Consider the following 14,074-nt stretch of genomic DNA (forward strand, 5'->3'; position numbering starts at 1 on the left):
TTTCCAAGGTCGTAATTGGTTGGCGTTCAATCCGGCGACCACCTATTCCCCTGCGTCGAGTCACAACCATGACAAACACTCGCAGCGATTGGGAGCAACGCTTCCAGTCCCTCTCCATTGAAGGTCGTGCATTCATTGACGGCCAGTATTGCGCGGCCGCCAGTGGCGCCACGTTCGAATGCATCAGCCCGGTGGACGGTCGCTTCCTGGCAAACGTCGCCAGCACCGACGAAGCGGACGCCAATGCCACGGTCGCCGTGGCGCGCCGCACGTTCGAGTCCGGCGTCTGGGCCAACCTGGCCCCGGCCGAACGCAAGCGTGTCCTGATCCGTTTCGCCGACCTGATCCTGGCCAACCGTGAAGAGCTGGCCCTGCTCGAAACCCTCGACATGGGCAAGCCGATCAGCGATTCCATGAGCATCGACATTCCGGCGACCGCCAACGCGATCCGCTGGACCGCCGAAGCCATCGACAAGATCTACGACGAAGTCGCCGCCACGCCCCAGGATCAGCTGGGCCTGGTGACACGGGAAGCGGCCGGTGTGGTTGCGGCCATCGTGCCGTGGAACTTCCCGTTGATCATGGCCAGCTGGAAATTCGCCCCGGCCCTGGCCATGGGCAACTCGTTCATCCTCAAGCCTTCGGAAAAGTCGCCGCTGACCGCGATCCGCATCGCCCAGCTGGCGCTGGAAGCCGGCATCCCGAAAGGCGTGTTCAACGTCCTGCCAGGCTATGGCCACACCGTCGGCAAGGCGCTGGCGTTGCACATGGACGTCGACGTGCTGGCCTTCACCGGCTCCACGGCGATCGCCAAGCAGCTGATGATCTACGCCGGGCAAAGCAACATGAAACGCGTTTGGGCAGAGGCGGGGGGCAAGAGCGCCAACGTGGTGTTTGCCGATGCGCCGGACCTGCGCGCGGCAGCACAGGCCGCAGCCGGTGCCATTGCCTTCAACCAGGGCGAAGTCTGCACCGCTGGTTCGCGCTTGCTGATTGAGCGTTCGATTCACGAGCAGTTCATCCCGCTGCTGGTGGAGGCCCTGCAAGCCTGGAAGCCGGGCCACGCCCTCGATCCTGCAACCACCGTTGGCGCGGTCGTCGACCAGCGTCAACTGGACAACGTGCTGCGCTACATCGGTATCGGCAAAGAGCAGGGCGCCCAGTTGATCGCTGGCGGCAGCCGCACCCTCGAAGGCACCGGTGGCCAGTACGTGGAACCGACGATTTTCGACGGCGTGACCAACGCCATGACCATCGCCCAGGAAGAAATCTTCGGCCCGGTGCTGTCGGTCATCACCTTCGACACGGCTGAAGAAGCCCTGGCGATTGCCAACGACAGCATCTACGGCCTGGCCGCCGGCGTATGGACCAGCAACCTGAGCAAGGCCCATACCTTCGCTCGTGCCCTGCGTGCCGGCAGCGTCTGGGTCAACCAGTACGACGGCGGCGACATGACCGCGCCGTTCGGCGGGTTCAAGCAGTCGGGTAACGGTCGGGACAAATCGCTGCACGCGTTCGACAAGTACACCGAACTCAAAGCGACCTGGATCAAGCTCTAAGACCTTTTAAACGGCGGCCGCCTGCACCTTGCCGGCGGCCATCGGAGAAACCTATGAAACAAGCATCTGTTAAACAAAAGCATGTAGACAGCTACTACGCCGCCACCCGCAACTTCACCGGCGATTTCCCGGTGCTGGAAGGGGCGGTGGACTGCGACGTCTGCGTGATCGGCGCCGGCTACACCGGTCTGTCCTCGGCACTGTTCCTCGCCGAAGCGGGCTACAGCGTGACCGTGCTGGAAGCGGCCAAGGTCGGTTTCGGCGCCAGCGGTCGCAACGGCGGCCAACTGGTCAACTCCTATAGCCGCGACGTCGATGTCATCGGAGAGCGCTACGGCGACAAGACCGCCGAAATCCTCGGCAGCATGATTTTCGAAGGCGCCGACATCATTCGTCAGCGCATACAGCACTACGACATCCAGTGCGACTATCGTCCCGGCGGTATCTTCGCGGCGATGAACAAGAAGCAGCTCAAGGGCCTGGCCGAGCAGAAGAAGAACTGGGAAAGCTACGGCAACAAGAACCTGAAAATGCTCGACGCGGCTGACATCAAGCGCGAAATCGGTTCCGATGCCTACGTCGGCGGCCTGCTGGACATGCAGGGCGGCCACATTCACCCGCTGAACCTGGCTCTGGGCGAAGCCTCGGCCATCATCGGCCTGGGCGGCAAGATCTACGAGCAATCGGCAGCGGTGGAAATCACCTACGGCGAGCCGATCACCGTGCGCACCGCCAAAGGCCTGGTGCGGGCCAAGTACCTGTTGATCGCCGGTAACGCCTACCTGCCGCAGGGCCTCGACAACCGCGTGACCAGCAAGAGCATGCCGTGCGGTTCGCAGATCGTCGTCACCGAGCCGTTGTCGGAGCAGCAAGCGCGTAGCCTGATCAAGAACAACTACTGCGTCGAAGACTGCAACTACCTGCTCGACTACTACCGCCTGACGGCGGACAACCGCCTGCTGTACGGCGGTGGCGTGGTCTACGGCGCGCGCGAGCCGGACGACATCGAACAACTGATCCGCCCGAAAATCCTCAAGACCTTCCCGCAATTGAAGGACGTGAAGATCGACTACCGCTGGACCGGCAACTTCCTGCTGACCATGTCGCGCATGCCGCAATTCGGTCGTATCGAGAAGAACGCCTACTACATGCAGGGCTACAGCGGCCACGGCGTTACCTGCTCGCACCTGGCCGGCAAACTGATCTCGGAAATGATCCGTGGCGACGCCGAGCGCTTCGACGCGTTTGCCTCGTTGCCGCACATGCCGATGATCGGCGGGCGCACGTTCTCCGCGCCATTGACCGCCCTCGGCGCCGTGTACTACTCGCTGCGCGACCGTTTCGGCATCTAGTCTTTACCTCGCCGGCGGCATCTCCCCAAAGGGTGCTGCCGGCTTTTTATTTCAGCAACACCGCAAATCCCCTGTGGGAGCGGCGGTGCGGCGATCCGACTTGCTCGCGAAGAGGGCATATCTGCCACTTAAGATGGCGCTTGACACACCGCTTTCGCGAGCAAGCCCGCTCCCACAGGTTGTGCAACTTCATGGCAAATGGCTATTTTTCCTGCCGTTTATCGAACCTGCTGAGCATTGCGAACAAACGTGATTTAATAGCCGCCTTTCACGTTTCGGGACCGGAAAACGGCGCGATCCGCGCCTGCACTCCACCCCTCCATTATCCTTGTAGGAGCGAGCTTGCTCGCGAAGGCGTTGGTTCAGTCAACATCAATGTTGAAGGTCAAATCAGAATCGCGAGCAAGCTCGCTCCTACAGGTTGGCGCATAAGGCTGTCATGGACACGGGCTCACGACTCAAATTAGTACGCGAAAGCTACAAACTGTCCCAGCGCGAGCTGGCCCGGCGTAGCGGCGTCACCAATGCAACCATCTCCCTGATCGAACAGAATCGGGTCAGTCCTTCCGTCAGTTCCCTGAAAAAGTTGCTGGAGGGCATCCCCATGTCCCTGGCCGACTTCTTCACCTTCGATCAGCCACCGCGCGAACACCAGTACGTCTTCCGCGCCAACGAACAGCCCGACCTCGGCCGCCATGGCTTGCGCCTGCTGCTGATCGGCGCGTCCGTGCCGAGCCGGCAGATGCGCCTGCTGCGCGAGCAATACGCGCCGGGCGCCAGTTCGGGTGAAGAGCCGATCGTGCATTCCGAAGGCGAGGAGTGTGGGTTGGTGACACGGGGTACCGTGGAGTTGACCGTGGACGGGCAGGTGAGCGTGCTGAACGCCGGGGATGGCTATTACTTCCCGACGACCTTGCCGCATCGGTTTCGCAATATCGGGGCGGATGAGGCTGAGATTATCAGTGCCAACACGCCGGCGAACTTCTGACGGCGCGCAAGGATAATCAGCTGGTTGGTTGAAACGGCTTTTATCGTGTGGAACAAAAAATCCGATGCCTGTTCAGGGATCGGATTTTTTTTGCTTTAGCGGTGCCCGCCTTGGCCAGTTTCAATTGTTGTAACCCACCTTGGTCGTTAATTGTTTCCTGATGTAATGCGCCGAAGGTAAGTATTTTTCACAGTAAAAGCGGTGTCTTTATTTCTGTAAATAAATATTTGCCGATGTGTTTTGTATTTCAAATTATCGATCCTTCGCCTTGGATGTAGGCTGTTTCATAGATCGCGTAGGATAATTCCTGCCTGGTGTGTAGGTGGTGTTTACCTAAAAAGTCGGAAGTATCTGAATCGTATTCTCAGGGGTGGTGCGTCTCTCCAGGATAGTTCATTGTTTCACCCCGAAATGATTAATACACCTATCGACAGAGATGTTGTTCGCAGCTATTGCGAGTTCGCATGGAGGAGTTATGGCTTCAAACAGTTTTCAAAATGAAGTGCCCAAGGCTCGGGTCAACATCAAGCTCGACTTGCACACTGGCGGTGCTCAAAAGAAGGTCGAGCTGCCTTTGAAGTTGATGGTCATGGGTGACTACAGTAGCGGCCGGGAGCAGCGCCCGCTTTCGGAGCGTCACAAAGTTGGAATCAACAAGAATAACTTCGACAGCGTATTGGCCGAGTTCTCGCCGGCCCTGAAGCTGGCGGTGGAAAATACCCTGGTGGATGAGGCTGTCGATACTTCGGTTGAATTGAATTTTCAGTGCATGAAGGATTTCGAGCCAGAGCAGGTGGCGAGGCAAATCCCCCAGCTGCGTGCCTTGCTGGCGATGCGCAACCTGTTGCGCGACCTCAAGTCCAACCTGTTGGACAACGCTACCTTCCGTCACGAACTGGAACGAATCCTCAAGGACGATGCATTGAGTGATGAGCTGCGGGCCGAGTTGGCCGCCCTGGCTCCGGAACAAGTTGGTTAATTCAATTCGGTTCGTTTAAAGGGAAATTTCCTCAATGTCTTTAGAAAGTTCTAACGTGCAATCGCGCGGCGCTACAGTGTTGCCTGAAGAAAATGCAAGCGTATATGGCGCGCTGTTTGGAAAGATCAATCTCAGCCCGGTGGCGAAATTAAGCGGCATCGACAGCTTTCAGAATGCCGAGGCGCTGGCGGAGGCCACGGCCGATGAGCGAGTGACGGCCGCTGTCAGTGTATTCCTGAACCTGCTCAAGCAGTCGTCGCAGAAAATCGAGCGCCTGGACAGAACGCTGCTCGATGGCCATATCGCAATGCTGGATGCGCAGATCAGCCGTCAACTCGACGCGGTGATGCACCATCCTGATTTCCAGCGAACCGAGTCAACCTGGCGCGGTGTGAAGTCGCTGATCGACCAGACCGATTTTCGCCAGAACGTACGAATCGAGCTGCTCGATATCAGCAAAGAGCACCTGGTACAGGATTTTGAGGACGCTCCGGAAATCGCGCAAAGCGGCCTGTATTTGCACACCTACACCCAGGAGTACGACACGCCCGGCGGGGAGCCGATAGCCGCGGCCATTTCCAACTACGAGTTTGGTCGTGATCCGCAGGACATAACCCTGCTGCGCAATATCTCCAAAGTCTCGGCGGCAGCGCACATGCCTTTCATCGGTGCCGTCGGCCCCGGGTTCTTTGGCAAGCAGTCGATGGAAGAAGTCGCCGCCATCAAGGACATCGGCAATTACTTCGACCGTGCCGAATACATCAAGTGGAAGGCGTTCCGCGAGAGTGACGATGCCCGTTATATCGGCTTGCTCATGCCGCGGGTGCTGGGGCGTTTGCCGTATGGTCCGGACACCGTTCCGGTGCGCAGCTTCAACTACATCGAAAGCGTCAAGGGCCTGGATCACGACAAATACCTGTGGACCAACGCCTCGTTTGCCTTCGCCGCCAACATGGTGAAAAGCTTCATTGCCAACGGTTGGTGCGTGCAGATTCGCGGACCGCAGTCTGGCGGCGCAGTCACCGGTTTGCCGATCCATTTGTACGATCTGGGCACGGGCAACCAGGTGAAGATTCCTTCGGAGGTGATGATTCCGGAGACTCGCGAATTCGAGTTCGCCAACCTTGGGTTCATCCCGCTCTCGTATTACAAGAATCGCGACTACGCGTGTTTCTTCTCGGCCAACTCTGCGCAGAAGCCGGCGCTGTACGACACGGCCGATGCCACCGCCAACAGCCGCATCAACTCGCGCTTGCCCTACATCTTCCTGCTGTCGCGCATCGCTCATTACCTGAAGTTGATCCAGCGCGAAAACATCGGCACGACCAAGGATCGTCGTCTGCTGGAGCTGGAGCTGAACAAGTGGATCGGCGGCCTGGTGACCGAGATGACCGATCCAAGCGATGACTTGCAGGCTTCGCACCCGTTGCGCGATGCCAAGGTCACCGTGGAAGACATCGAGGACAACCCGGGCTTCTTCCGCGTGAAGCTGTATGCCGTGCCGCACTTCCAGGTGGAAGGCATGGACGTCAATTTGTCACTGGTTTCGCAGATGCCCAAGGCAAAAGCCTGAGGCTCTCAACAGCTGTTCCTTTCGTAGGGAAACGACGTCATGAAAATCGACCGCCCCTTGTGGGCCGCGGGGGCTCTTCTGTCTCCGCAGCAATTCCAGCAGCAGGCACGCTGGGAGGCCTGGGCAAATGAGGGACTGGCACATTTGTCGCTGGTTCATCCCTGGGGTATCCAGACGGTGGCGTTTGACCTGGAAGCCCTGCGCCTGGGTAAGCTCAAGGCTACTCAGCTGCGGTTGCGCATGCCCGATGGAACACTGATCGATACCGATCATGTGGATCGTCTGCCGGCGGGCCTGGAACTGGCGCGCCTGCTGCCCGATGACCTTGCGGGTGCAACGCTGCTGCTGGCCTTGCCGCTGGAACAGGGCAATGGCAACAACTGCCTGTTCGACGACGCCAAGGCCGATCGGCCGACACGCTTTCGCCAGGATTGGCGCCAGGTGCAGGACCTGTATGGCGATGAGGCGCAGTCGATCGGCGTGCTGGAGCACGTACTGAGCCTGCGCTTTGCCCATGACGACAACGGCGACTACCTGACCTGCCCGATCGCGCGCCTGGTGCGCGACGGGCAGGGCGCCTGGAGTCTTGATCCCGGCTACGTGCCGCCGCTACTCAGCTTCGCCGCGCATCCGGGGCTGTTGACGCAACTGGATAACCTGTTGACCCAGTTGTCCGCCAAGCGTCAGCGCTTGATGGGCATGCGTCGCGAAAGCAATCAGCGCATGGCTGACTTTGCCGTGGCGGACGTGTCGTTGTTCTGGCTGCTCAACGCCTTGAACACTTACCAGCCGGTATTGGCCGATCTCAAGGCCTGGCCTGCACGGCACCCCGAGCAGGTCTACCTCGAGCTGACCAGGCTGGCCGGTAGCCTGCTGACCTTTTCCCTCGAACACGACATCGAGCAGATCCCGACTTACCGGCACGAACAACTGGAGCAGGTATTGCCACCGTTGTTGCGCCTGATTTCCACCTTGCTGGAGGCCAGCCTGCCGTCGCGAGTCATTGCCCTTGCGCTGGAGGAGGCCGGCGCCAACCGCTGGCAGGTCCGTCTCGAAGATGGGCGCCTGCGCGAACAGGACGGCGCCGACTTTTATCTGTCGGTGCGCAGCGGCTTGCCGGCGGCGCAGTTGCAGAGCCAGTTCCCGCGCCTGTGCAAGATCGGCGCGCCGGACGATGTCGAGCGCCTGGTCAACGCCGCGCTCGACGGCGTGCCGTTGCAGCCACTGAGCCATGTTCCGGCGGCCATTCCCCTGCGCCTGGAAAACCAGTACTTCGCCCTTGATCTGAACCATGCGAAGGGGCAAGCCATGCTGGCCGCAGGGACCTGTGTCTTCTACGTACCCGGCACCCTGGCCGACGTCAAACTCGAACTGTTCGCGGTATTACGCACATGAAGCCGACCTTATCCAAACCACCTGCCGTAGCGGCGGTGGACGTCGATACGCTGTTGCAGGACAGCTACCTGCTGGTGGTCGAATTGCTGCACGGCACGCCCGTACATGGCAGCAAGGACATATCGGCACTGTGCATCAAGCAGATCGAGCACGTACTCGGGCAGCTTGAAAACGCCGGGTTGAGCCAACGCAGCATCGACCACATCAGTCACGCGCAGTGCGCGTTGCTGGATGAAACCGTGCTGAGACTTGCCAAAGGGCAAGACCATGCCAAGTGGGCCAACGAACCCCTGCAAGCCAGGTTCTTCAATCGCCACCAGGCCGGTGAGTTCCTGTATGAGGACATGCGCGAAGTGCTGCGCGAACCCGCGCCGGACTTGCCTGTGCTGACGGCCTTTCACCGGGTGTTGATGCTGGGGTTCAAGGGCCGTTATCAGCAACTGGATGACCCCGAGCGGGAGCAGCTGCTGGCCGCATTGAGTGCCAGGGTGCAGCCGTTGCAACTCAGCCAGTCGATCAACACGCAGTTCAACCCGGGCACTCGCGGCATCACGCCTGCCTGGCTGCGAACGCCCCTGGCCCAGGGGTTGGCGGCAGGTGTGTTGCTGGCGGCGGTCTGGTGCGGGCTGGACTATCTGTTGGGCGATCTGATCGCCACGCTTGTGCCTGGCCGGGTGTGAGGGGCCGATGACCTTCAAACTCAAGCGTGGTCTCTGGCTATGGGCGGGCGCACTGGTGACGGTGCTGCTGCTGATCATTCCAATGACATTCTGGCTTCGCGTCATGGCAATCGTCGTGGTGGTTGTCGGCGTCGGCCTGGCCTGGAAGCGGATCGGCCGGCAGGCGGCTCATCAGCGCCAGGCGCTGCTGATGAGCGAAAACCAGCCATTGCCGCCGGCGTCCTATCGGCTGCCGGTGGTATTGGTCTGTGGTGACGGCCTGGCCGGTCTGTTTGGCGATATCCCCGCCGAACAACCGGCCCTGCGCAGCACCGGGCAGGGCTGTTATGTGCGCGTGGCCAGCCTGGAACAGTTACCCGCGGTAGCTGACAACCTGATGTCCATGCGCCCTGACTGGGGCCGGCAATTGAGCGTCCTGTTCATTGTCAATCCGCAGGAGCAGGTCGACAGCGAAGTGCTGGCTGGCCGGGTGCGGACGCTGCGCCATCAATTGATGCGTGTGCGCAAACAGGGGATTGCCGCGCCGCTGCTGGTCTTGAGTTACCTGCAAAGCTCGCGGGGGGCGGGGCAGTGGTTCAGTTGGGAGTCCGGGCAGGCCAGCCCCAACGTGCGGAAAGCCGGCGAGTGCGTCAGCCTGGACCAATGGCAGATGCAGGCGGCGGACAATGCCACGTGCGCCCTGCGATTGCAGACCAGTGTCCGGCTCAACAGCGCGGCGGCGTGGCTGGCTGAATCCGTATTGCCGCATCTCGCCTCCCGCGAGGCCCACACCCACAGTGACCTGGTCGTTGCCAGTGCCATCATGCTGGTCGCGGAGGGGCCCCGGCGTGTGCCAGGCAACCTGTGGCAGCAATGGTTGCGCAACAGGATTGCATTGGTTGACCAGCGACCCATCGAGCCCGATGCATCCCAGGCCTTGCCGTTTCCTGATCCGCTGCTGAGCCTGTTGCCGAGGGATTCGCGCTACTCACCGAACCGTCGCGCGGGGGTGATTGCGCTGTGGATGTTCACCGTGGCCGCGCTGGTCGCGCTGGTGAATTCGGCATGGCAGAACACCTTGCTGGCACGGCAAGTCACCGATGATTTGCGGCGATACAACTCGACCGACCAGGCTTCCCGACCTGACGTCGAAAGGCGCGAAGAAACCCTGGCAGTACTGCACCAGGACGCCGTGCGTCTCGACCACTATTACCGCCACGGCGCACCCCTGTCCCTGGGGCTTGGCCTGTATCGCGGCGAACGGTTGCGTGAACATTTGTTGGCGGTGATCGCCGGCCACCGACAGCCATCGGTGGCATCCGCCACGACGGTGCGCCTGGACAGCCTCTCGCTGTTCAGCAGTGGCAGTGCGCAGCTCAAGCCCGAGTCGGCCAAGGTCCTGATCAGCGCCCTTGTCGGCATCAAGGCCCAGCCCGGCTGGCTGATCGTCATTGCCGGACACACCGATGCCAGTGGCAGTGCCGAGCACAACCTGGCGTTGTCACGAGCTCGCGCCGCAGCAGTTCATAACTGGATGCGACAGATGGGCGACATCCCCGACAGCTGTTTCGCAGTGCAGGGCTTCGGCGCCAGCCAGCCCATCGCCAGCAACGCCACCGAGGTTGGTCGCCAGGCCAATCGCCGCGTCGATATTCGCCTGATTCCCGAGGTGGGGGCCTGCGCGCTTCCCACGACGGAAGCGGGCTGACAACCAGCCGCCACCCGCGGCATTCACGATCCCTGAAAAGGAGCTTCACATGGCAACTCCCATTTACCTGTGGCTGCAAGACGACGGCGGCGCGGACATCAAAGGTTCGGTGGACGTGCAAAAGCGCGAAGGCAGCATCGAGGTGGTCGCCCAGGACCACAGCCTGTACATCCCCACGGACAACAACACCGGCAAATTGACTGGCACGCGGGTGCATACCCCGTTTCAGTTCACCAAGGAAATCGATGCCTCAACCCCCTACCTCTATAAGGCAGTGACCACCGGCCAGACGCTGAAGAGCGCCGAGTTCAGGTGGTATCGCATCGACGATGCCGGCCAGGAAGTCGAGTACTTCAACATCCGGCTGGAGAACGTGAAGGTGGTGAAAGTCGCGTCGAAAATGCACGACGTGAAAGATCCGACCAAGGAAAAACACAACCACCTGGAGCAGGTCGAGTTGCGGTACGAGAGGGTCACCTGGACCTTCAAGGACGGCAACATCATCCACTCCGATTCCTGGAGCGAACGCCAGAGCTCCTGATGCAAGGCAACCAGCAGGCGGGTTTCCGCCTGCTGGTTGCGGTGTGCCTTGTTGAGCGTCTGCATGCGGACGTTCAACAAGGCATATCTCCACGCTTTCCATTTTGCACAACCGACGACTCGCTGGAGATCCAGCACAAGGACGTACCGCATGGCACTTTCTTCCACACGCTTGCTTCGCCGCCTTAATCCTTTCTGTGCCCAGGCCCTGAGTGCAGCGGCATCGCTGTGCCAGAGCCGTGCCCATGCGCAGGTCAGTATCGAGCATTGGCTGCTCAAACTGCTGGAGCAGGGCGAGGGCGACCTGACCCTGATTGCCCGCCGTCATGAATGGGACATGGACGCGCTGTGGCGCGGACTGCTCGACCATCTCGACACACTGCCGCGCAGCGTGCAGGGCAAACCGCAGCTGTGTGGCAAGTTGCAGGAATTGATCAGGAACGCCTGGCTGCGTGCGTCGCTGGAGAGCAAGGACAGCCTGCGTTCGGCGCATGTGCTCGGTGCGCTGCTGGAGAGTCCCGAGCTGCTGGCGTGCGAAGCCGCTTGGCCACTGCTCAGTCTCAGCGAAACCCGGTTGCAACAGCTGTTTGCAGTGCTCGATCAACACTCCGAAGAACGTCCGCAGGTGCAACAGGCAACAGCATTGGACCCGGCATTCGAAGGCTCGACTTCCAGTGCAGTGCCCAGCGATGCCTTGCTGGCCGTGCTGGACAGATTCACCCAGGACATCACGGCCAAGGCGAGGGCAGGGAGCATTGATCCCGTGTTCGGCCGTGACGATGAAATCCGCCAGGTCATCGACATCCTCAGCCGCCGACGCAAGAACAACCCGATCCTGGTCGGCGAGCCGGGTGTGGGCAAGACGGCACTGGTCGAAGGCCTTGCCTTGCGCATCGTACAAGGCAATGTCCCGGACAGCCTCAAGCCGGTCAGTGTACGCACCCTCGATCTGGGGCTGTTGCAGGCAGGTGCCGGGGTCAAGGGCGAGTTCGAACAACGGCTGAAGAATGTCATCGACGCCGTGCAGCAGTCGGCTGCCCCGGTGCTGCTGTTCATCGACGAAGCCCATACCCTGATCGGTGCCGGCAACCAGGCGGGCGGGGCGGATGCGGCGAACCTGCTCAAGCCGGCGCTGGCCCGTGGTGAGTTGCGCACCATCGCCGCGACCACCTGGAGTGAGTACAAGCAGTACTTCGAGCGCGATGCGGCGCTGGAACGGCGGTTTCAGATGGTCAAGGTCGACGAGCCCGATGACGACAGTGCCTGCCTCATGCTGCGCGGTCTCAAGGCCCGTTATGCCAGCCATCATGGCGTGCATATCCAGGACGCGGCGGTGCAGGCGGCGGTCAGCCTGTCGCGGCGTTATCTGACGGGCCGGCAGTTGCCGGACAAAGCCGTCGACTTGCTCGACACCGCCAGCGCGCGGGTGCGCATGGGCCTCGATTGCGAACCGCAGGCGCTGGTCCGGCTCAAGGCCCGCAAGGCGGCGCTGGACCTGGAGCAGCAGGCGCTGCTGCAAGATCAGCGACTCAGTGGCGGCCCTGTCGAAGATCGTCTGGCAACCATCGAGGCTCAACGCGCCGAGCTCGACTGTCAGCAAATCGAACGGGTCCGGCAATACCAGCATGAGCTCGAACTGACCCGCCAACTGCTCGACACGCGCCAGGCCGAACCACCTCGCCCCGACGATTGTGTGGAGCTGCAACAACGCCTGAGCGAAATCCAGGGCAACCAACCGCTGCTCTCACTCGACGTCACCGCGCGCAGCGTGGCCGAGGTAATCGCCGACTGGACCGGGGTGCCGCTGGGCAGTCTGCTCAAGGACGAACAGGCCAACCTGTTGCTGCTCGAACAACAGCTGGCTGAGCGGGTGATCGGCCAGGATCAGGCTCTCAATGCATTGGCCCAGCGCCTTCGCGCAGCCAAGACCGGCCTGACCCAGGAGAACGCACCGCTGGGTGTATTCCTGCTGGTCGGCACCAGTGGCGTGGGCAAGACCGAAACCGCACTGGCCCTGGCCGACTGCCTGTTCGGTGGCGAGAAATCGCTGATCACCCTCAACCTGTCCGAGTACCAGGAAGCGCACACCGTCAGCCAGCTCAAGGGTTCGCCACCGGGTTACGTCGGTTACGGCCAGGGCGGCGTGCTCACCGAAGCCGTGCGCCAGCGGCCGTACAGCGTGGTGTTGCTCGATGAAGTCGAAAAAGCCCACCGCGACGTGCTCAACCTGTTCTATCAAGTCTTCGATCGCGGCTTCATGCGCGATGGCGAAGGGCGCGAAATCGATTTTCGCAACAACGTCATCCTCATGACCTCCAACCTCGGCAGCGACGAACTGCAGGCCGGTCTTCAGGAGCAACCCGATGCGCCGGACAGCACCCTGCACGAATGGCTGCGACCGATCCTGCGCGAGCACTTTCAACCGGCCTTGCTGGCACGCTTTCAAACCCTGATCTACCGACCGCTGGATGCCTGCGCACTCAAGCGTATCGTCGCGCTCAAACTCGCCCAGGTCGCCAGGCGCCTGCACCGCCATTACGGCCTGACTTGCCGGATTGAAGACTCGCTCAACGATGCACTGGTTGCCGCCTGCCTGTTGCCCGACACCGGCGCACGCAACATCGACAGCTTGCTCAACCAGCAGATATTGCCGGTCCTCAGCCAGCAGCTCCTGCAGCGTCAGGCAGTCAACATGAAAACCCATGGCGTGATGCTGGGTTTCAGCGCCGAACACGGCATCTGCCTGTCCTTCACCGACGCTCGGCAAACGGCGTCCTCCATGGTCGTGGAGGCCTGAACATGCTCGATTCATTGCCCGTCTTCTTCGACCACAGCCGCCACAAACTCTGGGTCGAGGACCTCGACGCCCGCCTCGACGTCCTCGCCTTCCACGGTATGGAACACCTGAGCCAACCCTTCAGCTACCACATCGAATTCACCAGCACCGAGCAGGACCTCGCCGCGGAACAACTGCTCGGCAAGCAAGCCCGTTTCAGCCTGTACGCCGCCAAACAACCACCGGTGATCAAAGGCCTGCCCATCCCTGAAATCAAACCNACCGAGCAGGACCTCGCCGCGGAACAACTGCTCGGCAAGCAAGCCCGTTTCAGCCTGTACGCCGCCAAACAACCACCGGTGATCAAAGGCCTGCCCATCCCTGAAATCAAACCGCTGCGCACCCTGCACGGCGTGATCACCGGTTTGCAACGCCTGTCCGCCTCCCGCGACGAAGCGCGCTACGAAGTCACCCTGCAACCGCGCCTGGCCCTGCTCGGTCGCGGCCGCCAGTACCGCATCTACCAGCACCAGTCGGTGCCGGAG

Annotated in this window: 12 protein-coding genes; all 12 read left to right on the top strand. The window is 61.1% G+C overall.

Annotated elements, in window-relative coordinates; all coding sequences use genetic code 11:
• Nucleotides 1–68 precede the first annotated feature (68 nt).
• The gene (locus ACLD1X_RS27535) at nt 69–1,559 is read left to right on the top strand and encodes an aldehyde dehydrogenase (RefSeq protein WP_429373207.1); all 1,491 of its coding nucleotides are present in this window, start codon (nt 69–71) and stop codon (nt 1,557–1,559) included.
• 53 nt (nt 1,560–1,612) lie between these two features.
• On the top strand, nt 1,613–2,911 hold the full coding sequence (locus tag ACLD1X_RS27540) for an NAD(P)/FAD-dependent oxidoreductase (RefSeq protein ID WP_429373209.1): 1,299 nt from the start codon (nt 1,613–1,615) through the stop codon (nt 2,909–2,911).
• A gap of 439 nt (nt 2,912–3,350) precedes the next feature.
• Nucleotides 3,351–3,899, top strand: coding sequence for a cupin domain-containing protein (locus tag ACLD1X_RS27545; RefSeq protein WP_007975263.1), 549 nt, complete (start codon nt 3,351–3,353; stop codon nt 3,897–3,899).
• A gap of 475 nt (nt 3,900–4,374) precedes the next feature.
• A complete protein-coding gene (gene tssB, locus ACLD1X_RS27550; RefSeq protein ID WP_429373211.1) occupies nt 4,375–4,878 on the top strand; it encodes a type VI secretion system contractile sheath small subunit in 504 nt (167 codons plus the stop codon).
• A gap of 34 nt (nt 4,879–4,912) precedes the next feature.
• Entirely contained in the window at nt 4,913–6,451 is a 1,539-nt protein-coding gene (tssC, locus tag ACLD1X_RS27555) for a type VI secretion system contractile sheath large subunit (RefSeq protein ID WP_429373213.1), read from the top strand.
• 39 nt (nt 6,452–6,490) lie between these two features.
• A complete protein-coding gene (tssK, locus tag ACLD1X_RS27560; protein WP_429373215.1) occupies nt 6,491–7,846 on the top strand; it encodes a type VI secretion system baseplate subunit TssK in 1,356 nt (451 codons plus the stop codon).
• Nucleotides 7,843–8,526: a type VI secretion system protein TssL, short form gene (tssL, locus tag ACLD1X_RS27565; RefSeq protein WP_429373217.1), complete on the top strand. Its 684-nt coding sequence runs from the start codon at nt 7,843–7,845 to the stop codon at nt 8,524–8,526. Before tssK ends, tssL begins: the two co-directional genes overlap by 4 nt.
• Nucleotides 8,527–8,533: 7 nt before the next feature.
• Nucleotides 8,534–10,213: an OmpA family protein gene (locus tag ACLD1X_RS27570; RefSeq protein WP_429373219.1), complete on the top strand. Its 1,680-nt coding sequence runs from the start codon at nt 8,534–8,536 to the stop codon at nt 10,211–10,213.
• A gap of 49 nt (nt 10,214–10,262) precedes the next feature.
• On the top strand, nt 10,263–10,754 hold the full coding sequence (locus ACLD1X_RS27575) for an Hcp family type VI secretion system effector (RefSeq protein ID WP_429373221.1): 492 nt from the start codon (nt 10,263–10,265) through the stop codon (nt 10,752–10,754).
• A complete protein-coding gene (locus ACLD1X_RS27580; protein WP_429373223.1) occupies nt 10,754–10,942 on the top strand; it encodes a hypothetical protein in 189 nt (62 codons plus the stop codon). The genes ACLD1X_RS27575 and ACLD1X_RS27580 overlap by 1 nt, the downstream gene beginning before the upstream one ends.
• The gene (gene tssH, locus ACLD1X_RS27585; RefSeq protein ID WP_429373225.1) at nt 10,905–13,550 is read left to right on the top strand and encodes a type VI secretion system ATPase TssH; all 2,646 of its coding nucleotides are present in this window, start codon (nt 10,905–10,907) and stop codon (nt 13,548–13,550) included. Before ACLD1X_RS27580 ends, tssH begins: the two co-directional genes overlap by 38 nt.
• 2 nt (nt 13,551–13,552) lie before the next feature.
• A partial coding sequence (locus ACLD1X_RS27590; protein WP_429373227.1) for a contractile injection system protein, VgrG/Pvc8 family occupies nt 13,553–14,074 on the top strand: 522 nt, incomplete at its 3' end.

The organism is Pseudomonas sp. 18173, from assembly GCF_050432945.1.
Classification (GTDB): domain Bacteria; phylum Pseudomonadota; class Gammaproteobacteria; order Pseudomonadales; family Pseudomonadaceae; genus Aquipseudomonas.